We start from the raw sequence: 25,161 nt of genomic DNA, 5'->3' as shown, positions 1-25,161 counted from the left end.
TCGCCCAGGCAACCGGTTCCGGGGCAAGCCGCCGGCCACCAGCCACCCGACCGCGCCCACCGTGGTTCACCGAAGCCGACCGCATCTCGTTCATGCGTCCTCGCTCACCGCCGCGCGCGGGCGGATTGTCGTCCGCGCGGCGGGTTGCTGAGCGAGCCGCGGATAACCGGCCACCGCCGCGGCGAGGGACTCGACGGTCGGATGGTCGAAGAGGGCCCGCACGGGGACGTCAGCGTCCAGCGCCGCGCGAAGCCGCACCGAAATCCGGGTGGCGGCCACGGAATGCCCGCCCAGATCGAAGAAATCGTCCCGCACTCCGATCCGGTCCGCGCCCAGCACCTCCGCCCACACCCCGGCGACCAGTTCCTCCACCGGTCCGCGCGGCGCGACGTGCGGGCGTTCGCGCGCCATCGGTTCCGGCGCGGGCAACGCGGCCCGGTCGAGTTTGCCGGCTGGAGTGCGCGGCAGTTCCGGCAGCAGCACGAAACCGCTGGGCACCAGGTAGTCCGGCAGGACTCCAGAGAGTCCTTTCCGGACGTCCGCAATGGACAGTTCCCCCGCGGCGACGACGTAGGCGGTCAGCTCCACGCCGTCCGCGGAAGGGGTCGGCTGGACGGCGGCGTCCCGGATCCGCGGGTCCGCCCGCAGCACGGCCTCGACCTCGCCCGGTTCGACTCGATGGCCTCGGACCTTCACCTGGTCGTCGGCCCGCCCGAGGATCTCGACCGAACCGTCCGGCCGTCGACGCGCCAGGTCGCCGGTGCGGTAGAGCCGTCCGCCTGGCCGGGGGCCGTGCGGGTCCGGGGCGAAGCGTTCCGCGGTCAGGGCCGGGCGACCGGCGTAGCCGCGGGCCAGGCCGTCGCCGCCGATCCACACTTCGCCGGCTACGCCGGGCGGCACCGGTTCGAGGTCGTCGCCCAGCAGGTAGACGTCGGTGTTCGCGACTGGCTCCCAGGCGACGACCCGGTCCCCGTCGAGTTCGGCGACGGTCGACCAGATCGTCGTTTCGGTCGGGCCGTAAAGATCCCACAGCCGCGCCCCGCCCGCGGTGAGCCGCCGCGCCAGGTCGTCCGGCAGCTTCTCGCCGCCGGCGAACACGGTCAGCTCAGCAGGCGGAGTCCAGCCCGAATCGGCCAGCAGCCGCAAGCCCGACGGCGTCGCCTGGACGACCGACGGCGCGGTCCGCTCGATCAACCCGGCCTGCCGCTGCGGATCGACGCATTCCTCGGCGGTCGCGACGATCACCTGGCCGCCGGCCAGCAACGGCAAGTACAGCTCCAGCGCGGAGATGTCGAACGAAACCGTCGTCAGCGCGAGCACCGCCGCACCCGGCGCGAGACCAGGCCGTTCCCGCATCGACAGCAGGAAGTTCGCCAGCGCGGCATGGCCGATCTGGACGCCCTTGGGCTGCCCGGTGGAACCGGACGTGTAGATGACGTAAGCGAGTTCGCCGCCATCGGGCCGGGGCACGGGACCATCCGCCGGGCACGCCGCGATCGCCGCCGCGTCGCGGTCGAGCAGCACCGCCGAACAGCCGGTTCCCTCCAGCAACCCTGCCAGCGGCTCTTCGCTGAGCACCACCTCCGCTCCCGAATCGGCCAGCACGTAACCGACCCGCTTCGCCGGATAGCGCGGATCGACCGGCAAGTACGCGGCTCCCGCCCGGTGCACGGCGAGCAACGCGACGAGCAGGTCCGGACCCCGGTCGAGCAGCACCCCGACCAGCGACCCGCGCCGCACTCCCTGTTCCTTCAAATACCGCGCCAGCTTAACGACCCGCACCGACAATTCCCGATAAGCGAGCGTCACTTCGCCGCACCGCATCGCCACCGCATCCGGGTGCTCCAGCGCGGCGGCCTCGAACAACTCCGGCAGCATCCGGCCGGTTCGCTCGGTCCGCACAGGATTTCGCAGCAGCGCGGCCCGATCCGCCGCAGGCAGCCCAGACCGCCGCGGATCGGAGGCCGGCGCGGCCACGATCCGCTCCAGGACGTGGCGATAGAGCCGGGCGAGGAACTCCATGTGCGCGACAGCGATCCGGTAAGTGAACGCCTCCAGCACAAACGCGCCAGGCACGGTCGACACGGACAGGCCGAACTCGTTGGGCGTGCTGTCGGCGACCTCGGCCAGGTCCACCAGCGCTTCCGTGAGGACGTGCATGTCCGTGTGGTTGAAGAAAACGTCGACGAGCGGCACCTGCCCGCCCCACTCGGCCTGCATCGCGGGCAGCGGGAAATGCCGGTGCGGCCACATCGCGGTCTCCTCCGCGAACACCGCGCGCGCCAGCTCCGGCCAGTCGCGCGCGTCCGCTGGCGCCGCGAACGGCACTGTGTTCAGGAACATCCCGCGCACCTGGTCGCCGCCTGCCCGCTCAAGACGGCTGTTGGTCACCACGCCGGTGTGGAACGGCCGGTCGCGGCCGGCAATCGTTCGCAGCACGGTGAGATGTGCGGCCAGCAGCAGGCTCTTCAGCGGAACGCCAGCCGACGAAGCCACCGCACGCAACCGAGGCGTCAAATCGCCGAACGGCACCCGCACCGTGCGGTAAACCCCGTCGTCCTCGCCCGCCCAACCCGACGGCACGGCAAACCGCTCGGCCGAGCGCACCCGGTCCGCCCAGAACTCACGGTCCACAGCGGACTCCAGCGACTCCCGTTCCCGGGCGACCGTGTCCGCGAACCGGACCAGCGGCGGTTGCCCGTGCGTCGCCGCGCCTGCCCGGTAGTCCTCGAGCAGCTCGGCGACCAGCGAATTCTGGCTCCAGCCGTCGAGTATCGCGTGCACGTAGCTGAACGAGAGCCGCCATTCGCGCTCGCCGAGCCAGTGGACGTGCAGGCGCAGCAGCGAAGGGCGGAGCAGATCGAACCCGCGCGCCCGGTCCTCCGCCGGGTACTCCCGTACCCGCGCGGCCTGCTCCTCGGCGGGCAACGCGCGCAGATCGTCGCAGGTCACTTCGACGACAGCGGTCTCGTGCACCCGCTGCAACGGCGGAACCGCGGCGAAGTCAACGGAGGTACGCAGGATCTCGTGCCGCGCGACCAGCCGGTTCACTGCCTGCTGCAAGGCGTCCGGGCGGAATTCCTCGTACACCGGGTAGCCGAGGTGGTTCAGGTAGAGGCCGCGGTCGGCTCCGGCGAGCATCTCGTGCACCATGCCCGCCTGCGCGAGCGACAGCGGATAGGCGTCGGTCACGTCGGCCGGCAATGCCGCGCGCTGGCCGGCGGCGAGCTGCGCGAACGGCTCGACCACCTCGATCGCTGCCGCCGGACCGCCGAGCCCGGCGGCGAAGTCGGCCACTCGCTGCCGCCGGAAGAGGTCCGCGACGCTCGCCTCGATTCCCTCCGCGTTCAGCAGCCCCACGGCGCGGATCGCCCGCAGAGAATCGCCGCCCAGCGCGAAAAAGCTGTCCTCCGCCCCGACTCGATCGACACCGGTCGCCGCCGCGAACGCGCGAGCCACCGCAGCCTCCGCCGGGGTGCGCGGCGCGACGTAATCGTGGCTCATGCGCGCACCGTCCGGCGCGGGCAAGGCGTTGCGATCGATTTTGCCGCTGGCGGTGAGAGGCAGCGCGTCCAGCGCGAGCCACGCCGACGGCAGCATCGGTTCCGGCAGTGTGCGGGCCAGATAGGCGCGCAATTCGGCCGGGTCGGGGGTACGGCCGGGCTCGGCGACGAAGTAGCCGACGAGCCGGTCGTCACGCACGGCGGCCGCCGCCGCGCGCAGGTCGGGATGGGTCAGCAGAGTCGCCTCGACCTCGCCGAGCTCGATCCGGTTGCCGTGGATCTTGACCTGGTGGTCGAGCCGTCCCCGGTACTCGATCCGGCCGTCGGGCAGCCGCCGGGCGAGGTCGCCGGTGCGGTACAGCCGTTCGCCGGGCTGCCGCGCGAACGGGTCCGGGACGAACTTCTCCGCGGTCAGCGACGGCCGGTTCAGATAGCCGCGCGCCAGCTGCACTCCGGCGATGACCAGCTCGCCGGGCACGCCGACCGGCACCTCGCGCAGCTCGGCGTCCACCACGTACACCCGGGTGTTCGCGATCGCGCGGCCGATCGTGACGGTCTCCCCCGGCAGGCAGCGCGTCGCCGTCACGTCCACCGAAGCTTCGGTCGGCCCGTAGAGATTATGCAGCTCAGCGTCGATCAGCTGGTGAAACCGTTGCGCCAGTTCATCCGGGAGCGCCTCCCCGCTGCACAGCACCCGGCGCAGCGACGGCACCGGACCGGAGAGAAAGGCCCGCAGCATCGACGGCACGAAGTGAGCGGTCGTGATCCCTTCGGCCATGACTTCGGCGAGGTAAGCCGGGTCGCGGTGTCCGCCCGGCCGGGCCATCACGAGCGTCGCGCCGGCGGAGAGGGTCCAGAAGAACTCCCATACCGAGACGTCGAAACCGAACGGAGTCTTTTGCAGGACGCGGTCTCGCGGAGTCAGGCCGTATTCCGCTTGCATCCACCGCAGCCGGTTCACGATCCCGCGGTGCTCGACCACCACGCCCTTGGGCTTGCCCGTGGACCCCGAGGTGTAGATCACGTATGCCGCGTTATCCGGCCGTACAACGACATTCACCGGGTGCCGCGGTTTGTCGAGAGCCGTGAGATCACCCGGTTCGATCACCACCTTCGCGGCGGAATCCTCGATCATGAACCGCAGCCGGTCCTCGGGATGATCCGGATCCAGCGGCAAATACGCCGCCCCGGCCTTGAGAATCCCGACCAGCGCGACCACCATCTCCAAGCCGCGTTCCAGCCGAACCCCCACCACCGACTCAGCGCCCACCCCACGCGCCTGAAGCCAATGCGCTGCCTGGTTCGACAGCTCGTCCAGCTCCAGATAGGACACTTCGCGGCCGCCGGCGACCACCGCTGCCCCACCAGCACTGACCCCCTCGGCGATGAGCGACAGCAGCGTCCCGCTCCCGAAGGGAACGTCAGTGTCATTCCAGCGCGCCAGTTCAGTCTTCTCGGCAGCGTTCAGCCAAGGAAGATCTGCCAGCGGCGTGCCAGGATTCGCGACGATCCCGCGCAGCAACTCGGTGAAATGCCCGGCTATCCGCTCCACAGTGGACCGGTCGAACAGCGCGACCGGGTACTCCAGCACGCCGTCCAGACCACCGTCCGGCCGCTCGGTCACTTCCAGCGTCAGGTCGAACTTCGCACTGTGCCAAGGAGAATGGACTTGCTCGCCGCGCAGTCCGGCAGCCTCGAACCCGGCATCAGCAGTGTTCTGCAGCACGAGCATCGCTTGGAAAAGCGGATTGCGGGACAGATCGCGGTCCGGCACCAGCTCGTCGGCCAGCCGTTCGAACGGCGCTTCCTGACGGGAATACGCATCGAGAGTGTCCCGCCGGACGCCGTCGAGGAAATCCGCGAACGACACCGAACCATCGACCTTGGCCCGCAGTACCAGGGTATTCAGGAACAGCCCGATCAAATCCTGCGCCTCGGCACGCGTCCGCCCGGCAACCGGGGTGCCGACCGTGACGTCCGCCTGCCCCGAATACCGGCTCAGCAGAATCTGATAAGCAGCCAGCAGCACCATAAACGTGGTCGCCCGATGCGCCCGGCCGAGCGCGGCGACGGCGGTACCGAGTTCGGCGTCCACGGCGAATCTCAGGATGTCCCCGCGCGGATCGTGCACCGGCGGGCGGGGACGGTCCGTCGGGAGAGTCAGCGGCGCGACCCCGTCGAGCCGTCGACGCCAGAACTCGACTTGCTCCGTCACTCGCTCGCTGGCCGTGTGCTTCCGTTGCCAGGAAGCGAAATCGGCGTACTGGACCGGCAGCTGCGGCAAGGTCTGCCCGCTGTACAGCGCCGCGAGTTCCCGCGCGACGACGGACGTCGACCATCCGTCGTACGCGATGTGGTGCACGACGAGCAGCAGAACGTGCTCAGTCGCGGACTGCCGCAGCACCCGAACCCGCAACGGCCGGTGCCGCGCCAGGTCGAACGGCACCGACGCGGCTTCCCGGGTGACCGCCTCGACGCGATCCGCCGGGACGTCCTGGACGGTCAGATCCACCCCGGGTTCGCCGACGAGTTGTTCCGGCGCCCCGTCGCGTTCGACATAGGCGGTGCGGAGAATCTCGTGGCGTTCCGTGATCGTCTGCCAGCACGTCCGCAGCCGCTCGACGTCGAGGGGGCCGCGCAGCCGCCACGCCGCGGTCACCACGTACTCGGTTCCGCCGGGGCGGAGCCGGTCCAGTACCCAGACCCGCTGCTGCGCCGGAGAAAGCGGCAGCGGACGGCTGCGGTCGGCCCGGATCGCCGACCGGGCCGGGGCCGGCCGGGCCGGGGCCGCGGCCAGATAACGCTCCAGCAGCTCGTCGCGCCGGGACTGTTCGGTGGTCATCGCTCCCCCTGCGGGCTGGTCGGCGAGGCTGGTCGGCGAACGTCCGTGAGGGAAACCCTCACCGGTTCTGATTCCCTCGGAGTTCCCTCACGTACCTGCCGCACGGAAAACCACCGAGGCGGCGGCTAAGCCGGAGCGTCCGCCCGCATCCGCTCCCGCAGGCTCTTCGGCCGCATGTCCGTCCACACCTCGTCGATGTGGTCGAGGCACTCCTGCTTGGGACCGCGCTTCCCCTCGTACCGCCAGCCCGCCGGCAGTTCGCGGTCGACCAGCCAGATCGAGTACTGCTCCTCGTCGTTGAGCACGACGCCGTAGGTGCGTTCGTCCTCGCTCATCCGGGTCCTCCTCGTCCTCGCGCCGGGCACACCCGTCCCGTCGCGAGCCGAGCCTTCCCGCGCGGGCGGCGGCGCGACAGAGAAGAACGCGCAGCAACGAGCGCACCGTCCCGGCTCTGGGCCCGCCGGGCGGGAACGGCCACCCTGGCGCCATGACCATGCCCGGCGACCTGCCGCTGTCCTTCTCGCAGGAAAGACTGTGGTTCCTCGACGCGTTGCGGCCCGGCGGGACCGAGTACCTTCTCCCGCTGACATTGCGGGTCCGCGGCAAGCTGGACGTCGCCGCGCTGAGCTGTTCGCTCGACGCGTTCGTCGCTCGCCACGAGGTGTTGCGGACGCGGTACCGCAGTCGCGAGGGTGTGCCGGTCCAGGTGGTCGGGAAGCCGCAGCCGGTGCCGCTGCCGATCGAGGGCGTCACGGAAAGCGAGCTGGACACCGTGGTCGCGGCTGAGCTGACCGTGCCGTTCGACCTCGCGACCGACCTGCCGCTGCGCGCCCGGCTGCTCCGCCTCGACGCGCGCGAGCACGTGCTGCTGATCGTCGTGCACCACATCGCCTTCGACGGAGCGTCCTGGGACGTCCTCGCCGCCGAACTCGCCGAGTTGTACCGCGCGTTCCACGCCGGCACCCTGCCCGAACTGCCCGCCTTGCCCGTCCAGTACGCCGATTTCGCGCTCTGGCAACGGGAAGACGCCGAAACCCGGCTCGCGGGCCAACTCGCCTACTGGCGCGAACGGCTCGCCGGACTGGCCCCGCTGGAGCTTCCGGCGGACCGTCCGCGCGGACCGGTGTGGGACCCGGCGGGCGCGGCGGTCCGGGTCGAGGTCCCCGCCGCGCTCGCGGAGCGGCTCACCGCGCTCGGCCGGTCCCGCCGGGCGACGCCGTTCATGGTCCTGCTGGCCGCCTACCAGGTCTTTCTCGCCCGGCACACCGGCGGCACGGACATCGCCGTCGGCTGCCCGGTCGCCGGGCGCACCCCGGCCGAGGTCGAGGGGCTGGCCGGGTTCTTCGTCAACACCCTCGTGCTGCGGGCCGACCTCGGCGGCGACCCGGCGTTCACGACCTTCCTCGATCAGGTCGCCGGGACCGCGCTGGACGCCTTCGGCAACCAGGACGTCCCCTTCGACTGGCTCGTCGGCGAATTCGAACCGGACCGCGATCTGTCCCGCAACCCGCTGGTCCAGGCGTTCTTCGGCCTGCACGAGGTACCGGAGCAGCGATTCCGGCTGCCCGGTCTGGACGTCGAAGAGTCCGATGTGGACTGGACGGCCGCGTCGTTCGACCTCGGACTGCACTTCGAACACCGCCCGGACGGCTCATTGACCGGCGCCCTCACCTACCCGACCGCCCTGTTCGAGCCCGCCACCGCCCACCGGCTGGCCGCCCGCTTCCAGCGCCTGCTGGAGAGCATCGCCGACCATCCGGCGCAACGGCTGAGCGAACTGGCACTGACCCCGGACGCGGAACTCGCCCTGCTGGCCGACTGGGCCTGGACCCCGGGCCACGAAGTGGCATCCGGCTGTTTCCCCGACCTGTTCGCCCGGCGAGCCGCCGAAACCCCGGACCGCCTCGCCATCCGCTGCGGCGGCCAGGAACTCACCTACGCCCAGCTCGACGCTGCCGCCAACCGGCTCGCCCGGTATCTGCGCGCGAGCGGGCTCGGCCCGGAATCCACCGTCGGCGTCTGCCTCGAACGAAGCGTCGACGCCGTCGTCGCGCTGGTCGGGGTGCTGAAATCCGGCGCGGCGTACGTCCCGTTCGACCCGGCCAACCCTCCCGACCGGCTCGCCTATCTCGTCGAGGACGCCCGAACCGCCGCCGTCGTCACCGAGGAACGCCACGCCGGGTTGTTCGCCGGCACCGGCTGCCCCGTCGTTTCCCTCGACCACACCGCCGAATCCTCTTCGGACAGTCCGGAGTGGACAGTAGAACCGGACCATCTCGCATACGTCATCTACACTTCCGGCTCGACCGGACGGCCGAAAGGCGTCCAGATCCAGCACGGCTCGTACGCCGAACACGCGCAGGTCATCGCCCGCGAATACGGCATCACCGCGGCCGACCGGGTGCTCTCGCTCGCGTCGCTGGCGTTCGACGGTTCGCTGGAGCAGATCGGCGGCCCGCTGCTGGCCGGTGCGTCGGTGGTGCTGAGCGATCCGCTGTTCTGGGAACCGGAGGAACTCGCCGACCAGCTCGGCTTGCACCGGATCACCAGCGTCAACCTGACCCCGGCCTACTACCGCGAACTGCTCGGCGTGCTCACCCCGCGCGATCCGCGGGTCGCGTACCTGAACATGGTGAACGTCGGCGCGGACGTCGTCACCGCCGAGGACGCCCGGCGCTGGCGCGAACTCCGCTTGCCCGGCCGCTTCGTGGCCTGCTACGGCCCGACCGAGGCGACGATCTCCAGCATGCTGCACTGGGCCGACGACGCCGACCTCGACGTCCCGAGCCTGCCGATCGGCCGTCCGGTCGCCGCGACCAGCGCGTACGTGCTCGACGCCGCCGGACGTCCGACGCCCGTCGGCGTGCCCGGCGAACTGCACCTAGGCGGCCTGCGCGTGGCGCGCGGTTACCTCCGCCGTCCCGCGCTGACCGCGGACAAGTTCGTGCCGGACCCGTATTCGCCCGGCGCCCGGCTGTACCGCACCGGCGACCTCGCCCGCTTCCGCTCGGACGGGACGGTCGAGTTCCTCGGCCGGCTCGACCGCCAGGTGAAGATCCGCGGTTTCCGGATCGAGCTCGGCGAGATCGAAGCCGCTCTCGACGCCCATCCCGCGGTGCGCGCGGCCGCGGTCGTGGTGAAGGACCTGCCGGAACGGACGTTGGTCGCTTATGTCGTCGCGGCTTCCGGCGAGCCGGATTTCGCCGCGCTGCGGGCGAGTCTGCGGTCGCAGCTGCCGGACTACCTCGTCCCGGCGCAGTGGGTCGCGATGGCCGCGCTGCCGCTGACGCCGAGCAAGAAGGTGGACCGCGCCGCGCTGCCGGACCCGTCGGCCGGCAACGCGGTCCGGGCGGAACCGATCGCGCAGCCGTCGTCCGCGGTCGAGCACGCGCTGGCCGACATCTGGCGGGAAGTGCTGCGGGTGGAGCAAATCAGCGTCCACGACGATTTCTTCCGCATCGGCGGGCATTCCCTGCTGGCGACCCGGGTGCTCGCGCGGATCCGGAAGAAGCTCGGGGTCCGCGTCTCGCTGCGGGATCTTTTCGCCGCCCGGACCGTCGCCGAGCTGGCCGCGGTCATCGAACAGGCCTGAAATCCGTCGCCGCGCTGTGCGAACCGCACAGCGCGAACGAGGGGGTGCGCCGCGGAGCGACGCACCCCCTCGAGGAGATCAAGAGCCTGAGCCCGGTCCTCATCGCCGTGGAGCCCTGGCCTCGCTCAGCCCAGCGCGCGCTGGACGTCCACATCGGACAGTGCCGCCACGTACTCCGTCACCGCCCGGTGCACCTCGGCCGCCAGCAGCTCCACCGTCGACGCCTCGAACACGGTGCTCACCGGCACTTCCACCGGGAACCGCTCCCCCAGCAACGCGACCACCCGGGTCGCCAGCAGCGAATGGCCGCCCAGGTCGGCGAAGAAGTCGTCGTGCACGCCGACGCGTTCGAGGTCCAGCAATTCCCGCCACACCTCGGCGACGGCCTCCTCGACCGGCGTGCGCGGCGCGACGAACTCCGCCGCCGGCGCAGACGGCTCCGGCAGCGCCGCGCGGTCCACCTTGCCGTTGGGCGTGATCGGCAGTTCGCCGAGCCACGACCACAGCGAGGGCACCAGATGCGCGGGCAACCGGGCGAGCAGGAATTCCCGCAGCTCAGCGGCCGCGGGCCGCGCTGCCACCACGTGCGCCGCCAGCACCCGGTCGCCGCCGTCGCGTTCGTACGGCACCACCACGGCCGACCGCACGAGCGGATGCGCCGTCAGCGCCGCTTCCACTTCCCCTGGCTCCACGCGGAAACCCCGGATCTTGACCTGCTGGTCGAGCCGTCCGAAGAAGGCGAACGTCCCGTCCGGCCGGAGCGCGACCTCGTCGCCAGTGCGGTAAAGCCGGCCACCGCCGCCGGCCGGGTCGGGAACGAATCGTTCCGCGGTCAGCGCCGGACGGCGGAAGTAGCCGCGGGCGACGCCGGGTCCGCCGAGCAGCAGCTCGCCACGCTCGCCGGGCTCGACCGGCACGCCGTCGGCATCAGTGACGAACGCGTGCGTGTTCGCGATCGGCTTGCCGACGGGAATCTGCCCGGCGGTGTCGGCGACGGTCATCCCCCGGTGCACGCAAGCGAAAGTGGTGCACTCGGTCGGGCCGTAGCCGTTGCTCATCTCGGCCGCGAGTTCCTCGATCACCCGCCGCGCCTGCGCCGGCGGCACGACGTCGCCGCCCGCGATGACGTGCCGCACCCCGGCGAGCGCGGCGACCCGGTCGTCCACCACGTGCCCGAACAACCCGGAGCTGAGCCACACCGTCGTGACCCCGAACCGGCGCACCGCCTTCTCGATCGACGCCGCGGTCGGCACGCCCGGCGGCAGCACCGCCAGCGTCGCGCCGGTCGCGAGCGCGCCCCACAACTCGAACGTCGAGACGTCGAAGCACAACGACGTGAGCAGCAGGAACACTTCTCCCGCACCGAAATCGGCGAAGCCGGAACCGTGCACCAGCCGGACGACCCCGCGGTGGGTCACCTGCACGCCCTTCGGCAGACCGGTGGAGCCGGAGGTGTACATCTGGTAGATCAGGTTGTCCGGCACCACATCCGCGGCAGGCGGGGTGTCCGGCCAGCCGCTGAGGTCGGCTTCGTCGGCGAGAACGACGGTCCGCGCGGCCTGGACGCGGTCCGCCAGCGGCCGTTCGCTCACCGCGACCGTCGCGCCGGAGTCGCCGAGCATGAACGCGAGCCGCTCGGGCGGATAACCCGGGTCGAGCGGGACGTAATAACCGCCCGCTTTGAGGATGCCGAGCATCGCGACCAGCAGCGTCGTGCCGCGCTCCAGACACAGCGCGACCGGTGTCTCCGGCCCGATTCCCTGTGCCCGCAACAGATGCGCGAACCGATTGGCGCGGCGGTCCAATTCGCCGTAGCCGAGCCGGTCGTCGCCGTACAACACGGCGGCAGCCTCGGGCGCCGCGGCAGCGTGCTGGGCGAACAGCTCGTGCACGCACAGGTCGGGCAGCGGCACGTCCGCGCCGCGCTCAGGCTGCATGGTCATGAAGGCGTCCTCCCGCGTCGAACGGTTCCGACTGGAGCATGACCACGGTCGCGCGCGCGGGACAGAGACGAACGCGCAGACATGGCCGCACAGTCAGCTTTTCAGCGGCCGCCGGACCCCGAGCCACGCGCTCCACCCGAACAATCCGGCCAGCAGCGCCGCCGACACGCCCAGCAGCACCAGGTCGGCCGGCAGCGCGTCCGGGTCCAGCACGTCCGCCCGATGCGTCGCGACGATGCCCGCCCGGTCCTCGACGACGTCGACCTTTTCGCCCGCCTTCATCCGCGATTTCACCGACAGGTCGTCGACCAGCAGCGTGCCGTCCGGCCGGTCGACCCGCGCGGTGCAGGCGGTGCCGCCCTTGACGTGATGGCATTCGGAGGACACCGCGATCGCGCGGTACCGATCACCGTGCGCCGCGACGTAACCGACCGCCGTCACTCCGACCGACACGAGGTAGAACCCGGTCAGCAGGAAGCCGCCGACGAGGAACCAGCCGCGGCCGGAGAACATGAAGACCGCCGACGTCGCCAGCGCGGCGAGCAGGAGCCCGAAGAGCAGCCCCGCCGCGGACGCCACCGAACTGGCGCTGACGAACCCGACCGCCGCTGCCCCGCCGAGCACCACCACCGCGATCCAGCACACCCCGGCACGCAGAGCGACGACCTGACCGCTCGCTGTTCCCGGCGTGGAATGCCGTGCCACAGCGGGCTTTTTCGTGGACACGCGGGAATGATGGCACGGCGGGGCCCCTGCCGTGCGCCGATCGCGGATTACCGGCGAGCGTGCTGCCCCTCGGCCGGACTCCGGAAGAACTGCCGCACCGGCGCCAGCAGCCCCGCCAGCGACAGCACCACGAAGACCACCTGATGCACGTGGTCCGTCCCCGGCGGCAACCGGAACACCAGATGCGCCAGCCAGAACAGCGGATAGAACCACAACGCGAACCACGCCCACCGTTCCCCGGCACGGAACGGGAACACCGCGGTCAGTCCGCCGAACAACCCGAGCCCGGCGGTGGCGAGGGCGTCGGTGCGGTAGAGCAACTGGTCCCCGGAGGGCGGCGCGACGAGGACCACGATCCCGAACGCGAGGATTCCCGCGCTGACCACCGCGAGACAGATCCAGCCGATCCGCATCGGCGCGCCACCGTTCATCCGGCGAATTTACTCCGCTCCCGCCGGTTCCGGCCTGTTCAGCCGCCACCCATCCGGCGGGTGGTCGCCATGCGGCGTTCGCCGTCCGTGAAGGACCTCTCGACACGGTCGGATCAGCCGTCCCCCTCCGGCAACGCACAAGCCAGCCGCCGCAGGGCCTTCTTCACCGCGGCAACCGACATTCCGCGCTCATGCCGCTGATTCTGGTACAGATCGGGCGCCAGCGGAGCCAGCAGCACGTCCGGCAGCGCCTCGTCCCGCAATCCCGCCTCGCGAACCTGCGCCGCCACGAAAACCCGCCAGAACCCGTACGCCCCGGTCTGATACCGCCGGGCCCCCGTCTCCGCGCCCAGCGCCAGCGGCAAATGCTTCTCCAGCAAATCGATCATCGCGTCGTAGAACGCCACCAACCGCTCCCGCGGCGATGCGCCGGGCCCGAGCGGCGGCGGTCCGGACAGCATCGCCTCCTGCAGCCGTCGCTCGTGCTCGTCCAGCAGCGCGACCGCCACCGCGGCGACGCTGTCGTAGCGCCGGTACAGCGTCCCGCGTCCGACCCCGGCCGCCGCGGCCAGGTCGCCCATCGTGATGTCCGGGCCTCTCGTGGCGAACAGGTCCTCGGCCGCGGCGAGGATCCGCTGCCGGTTCGCCGCGGCGTCCGCGCGTTCCGTCACTGGCTTGCTGTTCACCCGGCCACTGTATCTGGACAGCGTGTCCGGATCGAGTACAGTCATAAGTGGACACGATGTCCACATGACTGACTGGGGGCAGACCCATGCACACGTTCACGCTCGCCGGCCGCACCGTACGGCGGATCGGCTACGGGACCATGCAGCTCGCGGGGCCGAAAGCCATGGGCGAACCGGCCGATCCGGAGCGCGCCAAGGCCGCCGTCCGCGCCGCCGTCGACGCAGGCGTCCGGCTGATCGACACGTCCGGCTACTACGGGCCCGAGGTCGCCAACCGCCTGCTCGCCGAGGCGCTGCGGCCCTATCCGGAGGATCTGCTCATCGCCACCAAGGTCGGCGCGCGTCGCAGTCCGGACGGCGGGTTCGTCGCCGATGCCGCGCCGGAAGCGGTCAAAGCGGCTGTCCGGGAAAACCTCGCGCAACTGGGCGTCGAGCGGCTTCCGTTGGTGCACGCCAGGTTCATGCCCGACAGCACGGTGCCGTGGGCGGACACCGTCGGGGCGCTCGCCGAATTGCGCGACGAAGGACTGCTCGAACACGTCGGCATCTCGAACGTGACGCTCGAGTTGCTGGACCAGGCGCGCGCGGTCGCGCCGATCGCGTCCGTCGAGAACGAGTACCACGTCGGACACACCGGCGGCAGGGACGTCCTCGACGCCACCGCCGCCGCCGGCCTCCCGTATCTGGCGTTCCGTCCGCTCGGCAACGGCGCACTGGCCGGAGAGAACTCGCCGTTGGCCAAGCAGGCCCGGCAGCTCGGGGTTTCGGCGGCGACGCTGGCTCTCGCCTGGCTCCTGGACCTCGCGCCCAACGTCGCCGTCATCCCCGGCACGAGCAACCCCGCCCACCTCGCCGATCTCGTCGCCGCGCGGGAACTCGCCCTGCCGTCCGACGTTCGCGCCGCACTCGACGAGGCATGACGATGGGCTGGATCGCCGTTTTCGCGGCGGGACTGCTCGAAATCGCCTGGGCGCACAGCATCCGCCTCACCGACGGCTTCGCCAAACTCGTCCCGACGCTCGTCTGCGGCGTGCTCACCGTCCTCGTGCTGTACCTGCTGAATGTCGGCATGAAGACGGTTCCGGCCGGGACAGCGTACGCGGTGTTCGTCGGGATCGGCGCGGTCGGCACCGCTGCCGTCGGGATCTTCTGGCTCCGCGAACCGGTCAGCGGGCCGCGGATCCTCGCGCTCGCGCTGATCGTCGGCGGGGTCGTTCTGCTCCAGCTGACCTCCCGGACCGCGTGACGGCCGGGCCGGTCCCGAAGGCGCGCAAGCCCTGGGCCGGCCCGCCCGTCCCTCCCCCGGAGTTCCGCGACCCGGAACCGCTTCGGCCCATCGGGCGTCACCCGTCTGCGAGGATCGTCCACAGACTGTCGCCTTCCGTCATCCGCCCGTGTCCGCGGCGGCATCGAACGTGGCCCGGCGCCCGGCGCGCGAACACCCCGCAGGAGTGGTTTCCTAGGCCAGAAGAGGCACGAAAACGCCGCGCCGCCAGCCCGCGAGTGAATTCCCGCGAATCGTCTTGTCCGGGCAAAAGAATTCTCGCTAGCCTCGGACGCAGAGGGAGAAAAGCCGAGCGCCTCGCACCACGACGAAGCGCGCCGGCACAGTTCACCGCGCGTCGACCGGAAATCGCTTTCCGGAAAAGGGAGTACATGATGACGTCTGTTGCCCGTCCGGTTGCCCGCACCGCGTATCAGCAGTCGGTCGCCGACTACTGGAACGCCGAAAAGGATCCGGTCAACCTGCGCCTCGGCGACGTCGACGGGCTTTACCACCACCACTACGGCATCGGCGACTACGATCCGTCTGTCCTGGACGGACGCGGGGAAAAGCGGGACAAGGCGATCATCGCCGAAATGCACCGCCTGGAGACCGCGCAGTCGCAGTTCCTGCTGGGGCACCTCGGAGACATCGCCCCGACCGCCCGGCTGCTCGACGCCGGATGCGGCCGCGGCGGCACGAGCGTGCAGGCGCACCAGCGGTTCGGCTGCCGGGTGGACGGCATCTCCATTTCCGAGCAGCAGGTCGATTTCGCCAATGAACAGGCGCGGCTGCGCGGAATCGACGATTCGGTGCGATTCCATCTCCGGAACATGCTCGACACCGGATTCGAAAGCGGCGATTTCGCCGGGATCTGGAACAACGAAAGCACGATGTACGTCGATCTGCACGAGCTCTTCGCCGAACACGCGCGGCAGCTCGCCCCGGGCGGCCGATTCGTGACCATCACCGGGTGCTACAACGACCTCACCGGCGGGCGTTCGCGCGCGGTGAGCCAGATCGACCAGCATTACATCTGCAATATCCACGCGCGCGGCGACTATTTCACGGCGCTCGCCGCCAACGGGTTCGTCCCGATCAACGTCGTCGACCTGACCGAGGCGACCATCCCGTACTGGGAGCTGCGCGAGCAGTCGTCCGTCGCGACCGGCATCGAGGGGCCGTTCCTGACCGCCTACCGCGAGGGCAGCTTCCACTACCTGCTCATCGCCGCCGACCGCGTCTGAGCGGGCCGAAATGTCCGGAATCGCAGCGGTCCGCCCCGACCTCGCGTGCCCGTCCTCGCTGTGGGCCGGCCCGCTCGGGCTGGGCACCTCCGCGGCGCGCATCGCGGCGCAGTTCGCGCCGTCCGGCGGGACGGATCCGGCCTACGCGGAACGGGAATGGGGCGACGGCAGCGCTTCGCCGCTGTACTGCCCGGCCGTGCGGCGGGTCGACGACCCGCTCGCCGAGGAGGTGGACCGGCGGCTCGTCGCGTGGGCGGAGGACTGCGGGTTCGAGGGCGAGGGGCTGGACCAGATCGCGCGGGCCACCCTCGGCAGGCTGGTCATGCTCGCCCACCCGGACACCTCCGACCCCGACCGGCTGCTGATCGCCGCGCAGCTCAACGCGGTGTGGTGGGCGGCCGACGACTACTACGCCGACGACAGCTCCCTCGGCGCCTCGCCGACCGAGCTCCCGCCGCGGCTGGCGCTCGTCATGGCCGCGATGGACCCGGTCGCGCCCGCGGGCGAGTTCTCCGAACCGCTGGAGCAGGCGCTGCGGGCCGATCCGATCCGGGTCGGGTTCCGCTCGGCGGTCGACCACCTCGGCAGGCACGGTTCGCCGGTGCTGGTCCAGCGGGTCTGCTACTCGACCTTCGCGATGTTCGTCAGCTGGGACGCCTACGCCGCGTGGCGCCACACCGGCCGCTACCCCCCGGCCTGGGAGTACCTCGCGGCCCGCCAGCACGACAGTTTCTACACGTCGATGACCCTCATCGACGCCGTCGGCGGGTACGAGCTGCCCGCGCCGTTCTACTACGACCCGCGCGTGCGGGAGGCGATGATGCGCGCGGGCACCGCGACGGTCCTGGTCAACGACCTCCATTCGGTGGCCAAGGACGCGGCCGACGAGAACCCGGTCTGCAACATGGTGCTCCAGATCGCCGCCGACCGGAACTGCCCGGTCTCCGAGGCGGTCGAGACCACGGTCGCGCTGCACAACAAGATCGTGCGCGAGTTCGAGGAGGGGCACCGCGCCCTGCTCTCGGTCCCGTCGCCGGAACTGCAGCGCTTCCTCGCCGGCGTCCGCGACTGGATGGGCGGCGGCTTCGAATGGCACGCCACGAACCCTCGCTACCGATCCTGATCCCGCACTCCCGACCCCAGGCTTCGCAAACCCAGACAAGGTGGTTTCGCTGTGACTGTCACCGATCCGGTCGACTCCGCGGACGTGGAGGACCAGGAACCCTTGAGCCTAGGCCGCGCAGCGGCGCGGCAGCTGGCCACGACCACGAAGTCCGTGCCGCAGATGCAGGGCATCAGCACGCGGTGGCTGCTGAAGGTGCTGCCGTGGGTGGAGGTGTCCGCGGGCACGTACCGCGTCAACCGGCGGCTGTCCTACACCGTCGGCGACGGCCGGGTCACGTTCGTGACCAGCGGCTCCGAGGTCCGGGTCATCCCGCCCGAACTCGGCGAGCTCGCGCCGCTGCGCGGCTTCGACGACGAGGCGGCCCTGTCCGAGCTGGCCGGCCGGTTCGAGCAGCGCGAATACCAGCCGGGCGACGTGCTGGCCGAATTCGGCAGCCGCGCCGACCAGGTGTTCCTCGTCGCACACGGCAAGATCACGAAGGCGGGCGTCGGCGCCTACGGCGACCAGACCGTGCTCGGCACGCTCGTGGACGGCGACTACTTCGGCGAGAACGTGCTCACCACGTCGGACGGAATCTGGGAGTACACCGCGAAAGCGGTCACCTCCGCGACCGTGCTGACGTTGTCGCGCCAGGAGTTCGAAGGCGTGCTGAACCGCTCGGAAACGCTGCGCGCCCACCTCGACGCGTTCATCGCGGGCGGAGACACGGCCCGCAACGAACACGGCGAGGCCGAGATCGCCCTCGCCGCGGGCCACGACGGCGAACCGCACCTGCCGGGCACCTTCGTCGACTACGACACTTCCCCGCGCGAGTACGAGCTGAGCGTGGCGCAGACCGTGCTGCGGGTCCACAGCCGGGTCGCCGACCTCTACAGCGAACCGATGAACCAGACCGAGCAGCAGTTGCGGCTGACCGTCGAGGCGCTGCGGGAGCGGCAGGAGCACGAGCTCGTCAACAACGCCGACTTCGGCCTGCTGCACAACGCCGACTTCGACCAGCGCGTGCCCACCCGCACCGGCCCGCCGACGCCGGACGACTTCGACGAACTGCTCTCGCTGGTGTGGAAGGACCCCGGGTTCTTCCTCGCGCACCCGAAGACGATCGCCGCGTTCGGGCGGGAATGCAGCAAGGCCGGGATCTACCCCGGTTCGGTCGACCTCGGCGGCCACCAGGTGCCCGCGTGGCGCGGCGTGCCGATCCTGCCGTGCAACAAGATCCCGGTCACCGAGACCCGCACCAGCTCGGTGCTGCTGATGCGCACCGGCGAACAGGCCCAGGGCGTCGTCGGGCTGCACCAGACCGGGCTGCCGGACGAATACCAGCCGGGCCTCAACGTGCGGTTCATGGGCATCAGCGAAAAGGCCATCCTGTCCTACCTGGTCTCGGCCTACTATTCCGCCGCCGTCCTCGTGCCCGACGCGCTCGCCGTGCTGGAAGCCGCCGAAATCGGCCGGGAGGGCTGAGCCCGGTGCCCGGCACGGAACAAACGGACCGGCAGGAGCAGCTCTCCCTCGGCGTCAAGGCGGCCCGCACCCTCGCCACGACCACCAAATCGCTGCCGCAGATGCGCTCGATCACCCCGCGGTGGCTGCTGTCGCAGCTGCCGTGGGTCGAGGTGCCCGGCGGCAGCTACCGGGTCAACCGGCGGCTCGCCTACACCGTCGGCGACGGCAAGGTGAGTTTCTTCCAGACCGGGCCGCGGGTGCAGGTCGTCCCGTTGGAGCTCGCCGAAATCGAGCTGCTGCGCGGCTTCGCCGACGAAACCGCGCTCGGCGCGCTGGCCGACGCGTTCGAACAGCGCGAATTCGAGGCGGGCAGCACGCTCGTGACCGCCGGGCAGCCGCTGGACCAGCTCGTCCTCGTCGTGCACGGCAAGGTCACCCGGCACGGCGAGGGGCGCTACGGCGCGGAGACCCACCTCGGCACCGCGACCGACGGCGATCATTTCGGCGGCGAACTCCTCTCCGGCGACGACGCCGCCTGGGGTTTCACCGCCCGCGCCGCCACCAGGGTGGTCGCGCTGGTGCTGCCCGGCGCTTCGTACGCCCGGCTCAACGGCAGGCTCGACTCCCTGCGCGCGCACGTCGCGCAGGCAGTGTCCCAGCCGCGGAAACCGCAGAACCGCAAGGGCGAGGCGAACATCGACCTGTCCGCGGGCCACGACGGCGAACCGGTCCTCGCCGGGACGTACGTCGACTACGAGCCCTCGCCGCGCGAGTACGACCTCGCCGTGGCGCAGACGGTCCTGCGGGTGCACAACCGCGTCACCGATCTGTACAACGACCCGATGAACCAGTTCGAGCAGCAATTGCGGCTCACCGTCGAGGCGCTGCGGGAACGGCAGGAACACGAACTGGTCAACAATCCGGATTTCGGCCTGCTGCACAATGCCGACCTCAAATCCCGGATCACCACCCGCACCGGCCCGCCGACGCCGGGCGATCTCGACGAACTGCTCTGCCGGCGCCGCAAAACGCGCTTGTTCCTCGCGCATCCGCGGGCGATCGCGGCTATCGGGCGGGAATGCACGAGGGCGGGCATTTACCCGGAGCCGGTCGTGGTGGACGGGAAACGCGTCACCGCGTGGCGCGGCGTCCCGATCCTGCCGTGCGACAAAATCCCGGTGAGCGAGGCAGGCACCACCTCGGTGCTCGCGATGCGCACCGGGGAAGACGACGCGGGCGTCATCGGATTGCGGCCGAAAAACCTCTCCGACGAATACCGGCCGGGCCTGAATGTGCGGTTCATGGGAATCAACGACCGCGCGGTGTCGTCCTATTTGGTCAGTGCCTATCACTCCGTCGCGGTTCTCGTGCCGGACGCGCTGGGGATTCTCGACGACGTCGAGGTGGCCCGCGCCTGAACCGGCTCCGATGCCCGCCGGAAGCGTGTCGCTCCCGGCGGGCATCGGGGTGTCAGCGGCGGATGTGCTTGCCGGGCAAGCGTCCGCGCGTCAACGGTAGATGTGCTTCTCCGGCAAGCGAACCGTCACGAACCCGTTCGCGAAGTTCGCCTCCACCTGAGCCGATTCCTGGGCGTCGGGCATCGCGTTCTTGCACGTGATTCCCGGCCCGTGCCCGGACATCAGTTCCGAGCAGGGGCCCTCGTAGTGGTCGGGCAGGCCGAGGTTGTGGCCGATCTCGTGGGCGATGATCCTGGTCGGGTCGTTGCCCTCGGCGACCTGCTGGGTGTCGATGTAGATGTCGCCGGTGCCGTGCCCGTCGGTCTGGGTGTAGGAACCGCCGCCGGTGGTTTCGTGCATGATGATGGTCGCGGCGCCGCCGCTGTTGAGGTGCACGTTGTGCACGGAGTTGTTCCAGTTCGCCGCGGCCTGGGTGGCCTCGGCCTGGTAGTCGGGCAGTCCGCTGGCGTCGTAGTACAGCTCGACCGCGTCCAGCGGGGCGGCGGACGCCGCACCCGCTCCGGTGAGCGGCAGCACCAAGGCGGCGGCCGCGCCCGCGGCCAGCCGGCCGAAGCGTTGCAGGGTCATGGTTTTTCCTCTCCGAAGGAGGGTTTCCTGGACAGGGTCAGCTTCCGATCTGCTGCTGGATCCACGACATGTACTGGGCGATGCCGGTGTAGAGGGTGGTGGTGGCGCATTCGCCGCCGTTGTCGCCGGGGCCGTGGGTTTCGCCTACCAGCGTCCAGTTCCCGGTCGTGCCGACGATCGCCGGGCCGCCGGAGTCGCCGTGGCAGGCCGAATGCGAGTAGTCGCCGGAGATGCAGACGTCGCCCGAACCGCCGCCGCCTTCCGCGCACGCGCTGCTGTCGAGGACCTGGAGGTCGATCTGCTGCAGGGTTTGCGGCGTCTGGCAGTTGGGCCAGCTCGTGCAGCCCCAGCCGAGCAGCCGCGCGCCCGTTCCCGGCGACGGGTTGCTCTGCGCCATCGCGACCGGTGCGGACTGGGCGGGCTGGCTCAGGTGCATCATGGTGAGATCGGTGCCCGGGTCGGTGGTCACGTTGTCGATCTGGCCGACTTCGCCGGAGTTGATGTCGGTGGAACCGATCCGCGCCTGCGAAGCCTGGCCGCAGTGGTGCGCGGTGATGATCCACTGGGGTGCGACGAGGCTTCCGCCGCAGCCGTTGTCCAGCGACACCATGAACGAGTAGGTTTCGGTGGCGTCGCTGCCGCCGATGATGGCCGGCTGCGCCGCGACCGCCGGCGCGGCCACTCCGAACAAGAGGGCGGCCGCGCCCATCATCGTCAGCAATATTTTCCGCATCGCTTTCCCTTCCATAGCAGCCATTCCCGCCAATCGCGGGAGTGGACTTCGGCCGGGATACGGCCGGGGACGACTTCGCGGGCGCCGGGCCCGCGACGGAAACCACAGAGTCCCAGGGCCGCCGGAGTCCGAACACCGTCGAAAGGAGGGATACGGCCGGACGCCGAACCGTGCGCGGCGGCACGAACCTCGATTACCGGGATGAACCGAACGCGGAATTAGGCGTTCCGTCCGGCGTCCGCGCTGTTCAACGAGCCGCTAATGGATCGGATGCGGCGAGAACGGAACTTCCGTTGAGCGGACGGCGGGAGCCACTGAACAGCAAAGCCGAACGGGATTCGCGACTTTCGTGGGTATAAGAGATTGCCAAGCGTCCCTAAACTGCGAATTGCGCCCGCATTCGCTGACCGCGGTGCGCCATCGTCCTATTCGCAAGAAACGGAGATGTGCATGATCCCAGCACTCAGTCAAAGACACGGCGGACGCGGCGGTATCGCCTTCGCCGCGGCGGTTCTGGCCGCTGGATCAGTTTTCGCCGCCTCGGGCGTCGCGGCCGCCCAGCCCTCGACGGCACCGCTGAACGCGCGAGCCGCGACCGCCATGTCCGCCAGCATCGCCAAGTCGCTCGGCGACCGCACCGTCGGCTCGTTCTACGACCAGGCCAGTTCGAGCCTGACGGTCACCGTCACCGACCAGGCCGCCGCCGACCAGGTCCGCGCGGCGGGCGCGACGCCGAAGTTCGTGAAGTACCGTGCGTCCCAGCTGAAAGCCGTGACCGCGGAACTGGCCCGCACAGCGAGCGTCCCCGGCACCGCGTGGCGCGTCGACCCGCGGACCGGACAGGTCCTCGTCACCGCCGATTCGACGGTCACCGGAGCCAAGCTCGCCCAGGTGACCAACGCCGTCCACCGCTTCGGCGACAAAGCCCGTTTCGCGAAGACGAAGGGCAAACTGCGCCCGCTGATCAGCGGCGGCGACGCGATCTGGGGCCAGGGCCTGCGCTGCTCGCTGGGCTTCAACGTGCACACCTCGAGCGGCCAGCCCGCGATCCTGACCGCCGGGCACTGCGGCGTGGCCACCAACGACTGGTGGGCCGACCAAGGCAACTCGCAGCACATCGCCAGCACGTCCGGCGCGAACTTCCCGGGCACTGACTACTCGTACGCCACCTACGACGCCGGCGTCGACGCCCCCAGCGCCGTGAACACCGGCCAGCAAATCACCGCGGCGGGCGACGCGACCGTCGGCGAAACCGTCACCCGGAGCGGCTCGACCACCGGCGTGCACGACGGCCAGGTCACCGGGCTGAACGCCACGGTGAACTACCAGGAAGGCAGCGTGAGCGGCCTGATCGACACGACAGTCTGCGCGGAACCCGGCGACAGCGGCGGCTCGCTGTTCGACGGAGCCACCGCACTGGGCCTCACCTCAGGCGGCAGCGGAGACTGCAATTCCGGCGGAGAAACCTTCTTCCAGCCGGTCCCCGCGGCACTGAGCGCCTACGGATTGGTTCTGCCGTAAGCCGCCCCCTCACGACCGCCACAGTCTGTGAAGGGCCCCTTGAGGGAATCAGATTCCCTCAAGGGGCCCTTCACAGACCACCGCCACCGCCGCGACGCACCCAACGCGGCGTTCGGTGCATCCCACGCACCCAATGCGGCGTTCGGTGCGCCCCACGCACCCAATGCGGCATTCGGTGCATCCCACGCACCCAATGCGGCATTCGGTGCATCCCACGCACCCAATGCCACATTGGGGCGCTCAACCGCAGCCGCGACCCCCCAACGCAACCAGCCACCCAAGCCGCGCACACCCACCGCCAAACCGCAGCCAGCGCACCCAACCCATCCAGGCGCCCACACCTCCCCCACCCCCGATACAAAGCCAAAAACACGGCGCGGGGGTCCTTGTCAAGGCATCTTTCCCGCCTTGACAAGCACCCCCGCGCCGTAGTCACACTCAAAAATCGGGGTGCCCAAGCAACCACTCACGAAGCAATGTCGCCGCCAGGCGACGAGCCGCCCCGCTCACTCAGCCGCCATCCGCTCCCGAAGACTCCGCGGCCGCATATCCGTCCACACCTCGTCGACGTGCCGCATGCACTCCTCCCGGCTCCCCCGGGTCCCGTCACTCCGCCACCCGGCCGGAATCTCCTTGTCCGCGGGCCACAACGAATACTGCTCCTCGTCATTCACCAAAACCTGAAACACAGCACCCTCGTCCATGAAATTCTCCTTTCACTGACCAGAAGTCTCTTCAAGCTCCCGAACCCGGGGCGCCGCAGGCAACCCGCGCAAAGTCCGGCTGAACGTAGTCGCCAAAGTGACCGCCGCGATAGACCCGGTACACGTCAACACAGCAGGCACCGCGGGCAATGCCTCGACAAGCCACCCACCCAACGCGGGCCCGGCAGCGGCAGCCAACCCGCTGGTAACCCCGAGCACTCCCCCGAGCCGCCCGCGCAACTCATCCGGAGTGGACAGCAACTGATAAGCAGCAATAGCAGTATTAGCCGCAGGAGGCAAAAACGCAACAGCCGCGAACAACACCCCCAGCACATATCCATTGTGGACGAACACGGCGAGCGGAGTCAGCACAGTCAGCGCCCAGAACACCCCGATGACCAACCCGTGCGCACTGACCCGCCGATGCAAATAGGGCGCGGCCAACGACCCGAGAATCCCCCCGGCCCCCAGCATCGCCGCCATCACACCGATCTCCCCGGACGGCACCCCCCGCTCATTAGCCAGCACGATGATCACCAGATAATAAGCGGAAAAGAACAGATTCAAACAGACCACGCACAAAACGGTCGCCCGCAGCGGAGGACGGGTCCACACCCACCGAAGCCCCTCGGCGATCTCCCGCCCGAGATGCTGGGGCGGCCCGTTCTCCGCCCGTTCCGGCCGCCGAGGCAACCGGACGAACAGCAACGACAAGAACGCGAACACATGCGCGGCCACGTCGAAGAGGAACGGCACCGCCCGCCCCACCGCGAAGAGGAACCCGCCGAGCGCAGTCCCCGACAACTGCCCCGCACTGGTCCGAGCGGCATTCATCGCCACCGCCGAAGGAACCTGCTCCTCAGCCACCAACCGCGGCAGACTGGCCTCCTCGGCCGGCTCGAACAACGCCCGGCTCAACCCCATCACGACGGCCACCGCGACGAGCATCCACACTTCCGCGACGCCCCAGTGCAACGCGAGCACCAATCCGCCCGCCGCGACCGCCTGCGCCGCCTCGCACCCGAGCATGATCCGCTTGCGCGGCCACCGGTCCACCAGCGCCCCCGCGGGCAACCCGGCGACCAGCTGACTGATCGCGACCGCCCCGAGCACCAGCCCCGACTGCGCGGCCGACCCGGTGAGCGCCAGCACCAGCAACGGAAACGCGATGGTGGTCGTGCTGAACCCGGCTTCGGAGACGGCCTGGCCGGTCCAGAGAAGCCGATAGTCGCGGTTGCCCGCGATCCCGCTCATGCCCCGCCTCCCCAAGCTTCCGCAGGACGGGCCTCAGTCGCGCCCCTCGCGACGGCGCCCACCTGAGCGGCCTGCTGTGGCCAGTCGTGCCTGACTAC

At 70.2% G+C, this 25,161-nt stretch carries 18 protein-coding genes; 8 read left to right on the top strand and 10 right to left on the bottom strand.

The window, feature by feature from the left end:
- Window positions 1-90: 90 nt before the first annotated feature.
- Both L3Q65_RS08140 and L3Q65_RS08135 read right to left on the bottom strand, forming a co-directional pair.
- Entirely contained in the window at window positions 91-6,345 is a 6,255-nt protein-coding gene (locus L3Q65_RS08140) for a non-ribosomal peptide synthetase (RefSeq protein ID WP_182891586.1), read from the bottom strand.
- Window positions 6,346-6,470: 125 nt separating this feature from the next.
- Window positions 6,471-6,680 carry an MbtH family NRPS accessory protein gene (locus tag L3Q65_RS08135; protein WP_182891587.1) on the bottom strand — a complete coding sequence of 70 codons (210 nt, stop codon included), beginning with the start codon at window positions 6,678-6,680 and terminating at the stop codon, window positions 6,471-6,473.
- Window positions 6,681-6,832: 152 nt separating this feature from the next.
- Between L3Q65_RS08135 and L3Q65_RS08130 the strand changes: the two genes are divergently transcribed.
- A complete protein-coding gene (locus L3Q65_RS08130) occupies window positions 6,833-9,937 on the top strand; it encodes a non-ribosomal peptide synthetase (RefSeq protein WP_182891588.1) in 3,105 nt (1,034 codons plus the stop codon).
- A 125-nt stretch (window positions 9,938-10,062) separates the two neighbouring features.
- Here L3Q65_RS08130 and L3Q65_RS08125 read toward each other — a convergent pair whose 3' ends face one another.
- The 4 genes from L3Q65_RS08125 to L3Q65_RS08110 all read right to left on the bottom strand — a co-directional run bounded on the left by L3Q65_RS08125 (window position 10,063) and on the right by L3Q65_RS08110 (window position 13,768).
- Complete coding sequence (locus tag L3Q65_RS08125) at window positions 10,063-11,880, bottom strand: non-ribosomal peptide synthetase (RefSeq protein ID WP_182891589.1); 1,818 nt, start codon at window positions 11,878-11,880, stop codon at window positions 10,063-10,065.
- A 93-nt stretch (window positions 11,881-11,973) separates the two neighbouring features.
- Window positions 11,974-12,606: a hypothetical protein gene (locus L3Q65_RS08120; RefSeq protein WP_182891590.1), complete on the bottom strand. Its 633-nt coding sequence runs from the start codon at window positions 12,604-12,606 to the stop codon at window positions 11,974-11,976.
- 47 nt (window positions 12,607-12,653) lie between these two features.
- Window positions 12,654-13,037 carry a hypothetical protein gene (locus L3Q65_RS08115; protein WP_182891591.1) on the bottom strand — a complete coding sequence of 128 codons (384 nt, stop codon included), beginning with the start codon at window positions 13,035-13,037 and terminating at the stop codon, window positions 12,654-12,656.
- 113 nt (window positions 13,038-13,150) lie between these two features.
- Window positions 13,151-13,768: a TetR/AcrR family transcriptional regulator gene (locus L3Q65_RS08110; RefSeq protein WP_182891592.1), complete on the bottom strand. Its 618-nt coding sequence runs from the start codon at window positions 13,766-13,768 to the stop codon at window positions 13,151-13,153.
- 41 nt (window positions 13,769-13,809) lie between these two features.
- Between L3Q65_RS08110 and L3Q65_RS08105 the strand changes: the two genes are divergently transcribed.
- From L3Q65_RS08105 to L3Q65_RS08080, 6 genes are all read left to right on the top strand, one after another.
- Window positions 13,810-14,643: an aldo/keto reductase gene (locus tag L3Q65_RS08105; protein ID WP_237599238.1), complete on the top strand. Its 834-nt coding sequence runs from the start codon at window positions 13,810-13,812 to the stop codon at window positions 14,641-14,643.
- The gene (locus L3Q65_RS08100) at window positions 14,640-14,969 is read left to right on the top strand and encodes a multidrug efflux SMR transporter (RefSeq protein ID WP_237599237.1); all 330 of its coding nucleotides are present in this window, start codon (window positions 14,640-14,642) and stop codon (window positions 14,967-14,969) included. Before L3Q65_RS08105 ends, L3Q65_RS08100 begins: the two co-directional genes overlap by 4 nt.
- A gap of 413 nt (window positions 14,970-15,382) precedes the next feature.
- Window positions 15,383-16,234: a geranyl diphosphate 2-C-methyltransferase gene (locus L3Q65_RS08095; RefSeq protein ID WP_182891594.1), complete on the top strand. Its 852-nt coding sequence runs from the start codon at window positions 15,383-15,385 to the stop codon at window positions 16,232-16,234.
- 10 nt (window positions 16,235-16,244) lie between these two features.
- Window positions 16,245-17,357, top strand: coding sequence for a family 2 encapsulin nanocompartment cargo protein terpene cyclase (locus L3Q65_RS08090; protein ID WP_182891595.1), 1,113 nt, complete (start codon window positions 16,245-16,247; stop codon window positions 17,355-17,357).
- 51 nt (window positions 17,358-17,408) lie between these two features.
- Complete coding sequence (locus L3Q65_RS08085; RefSeq protein ID WP_182891596.1) at window positions 17,409-18,824, top strand: family 2B encapsulin nanocompartment shell protein; 1,416 nt, start codon at window positions 17,409-17,411, stop codon at window positions 18,822-18,824.
- Between the two features lie 5 nt (window positions 18,825-18,829).
- Entirely contained in the window at window positions 18,830-20,224 is a 1,395-nt protein-coding gene (locus L3Q65_RS08080; protein ID WP_237599236.1) for a family 2B encapsulin nanocompartment shell protein, read from the top strand.
- A gap of 90 nt (window positions 20,225-20,314) precedes the next feature.
- Here L3Q65_RS08080 and L3Q65_RS08075 read toward each other — a convergent pair whose 3' ends face one another.
- Together L3Q65_RS08075 and L3Q65_RS08070 are read right to left on the bottom strand one after the other, a co-directional pair.
- Window positions 20,315-20,851: a snapalysin family zinc-dependent metalloprotease gene (locus L3Q65_RS08075; RefSeq protein WP_237599235.1), complete on the bottom strand. Its 537-nt coding sequence runs from the start codon at window positions 20,849-20,851 to the stop codon at window positions 20,315-20,317.
- A 37-nt stretch (window positions 20,852-20,888) separates the two neighbouring features.
- A complete protein-coding gene (locus L3Q65_RS08070; RefSeq protein WP_237599234.1) occupies window positions 20,889-21,584 on the bottom strand; it encodes a trypsin-like serine protease in 696 nt (231 codons plus the stop codon).
- Window positions 21,585-22,034: 450 nt separating this feature from the next.
- Here L3Q65_RS08070 and L3Q65_RS08065 point away from each other — a divergent pair, with 450 nt between their 5' ends.
- Window positions 22,035-23,105 (top strand): S1 family peptidase, encoded by a 1,071-nt coding sequence (locus L3Q65_RS08065; RefSeq protein WP_237599233.1) that lies wholly within the window; start codon window positions 22,035-22,037, stop codon window positions 23,103-23,105.
- Between the two features lie 506 nt (window positions 23,106-23,611).
- Here L3Q65_RS08065 and L3Q65_RS08060 read toward each other — a convergent pair.
- Window positions 23,612-23,809, bottom strand: coding sequence for an MbtH family NRPS accessory protein (locus L3Q65_RS08060; protein ID WP_182891600.1), 198 nt, complete (start codon window positions 23,807-23,809; stop codon window positions 23,612-23,614).
- 12 nt (window positions 23,810-23,821) lie between these two features.
- Complete coding sequence (locus L3Q65_RS08055) at window positions 23,822-25,063, bottom strand: MFS transporter (RefSeq protein WP_237599232.1); 1,242 nt, start codon at window positions 25,061-25,063, stop codon at window positions 23,822-23,824.
- Between the last annotated feature and the right edge of the window lie 98 nt (window positions 25,064-25,161).

Source organism: Amycolatopsis sp. FU40 (assembly GCF_021903635.1).
GTDB classification, from domain to species: domain Bacteria; phylum Actinomycetota; class Actinomycetes; order Mycobacteriales; family Pseudonocardiaceae; genus Amycolatopsis; species Amycolatopsis dendrobii.
The sequence above is the reverse complement of the archived record's forward strand: the minus strand, read 5'-3'. Positions and strand labels throughout refer to the sequence as shown.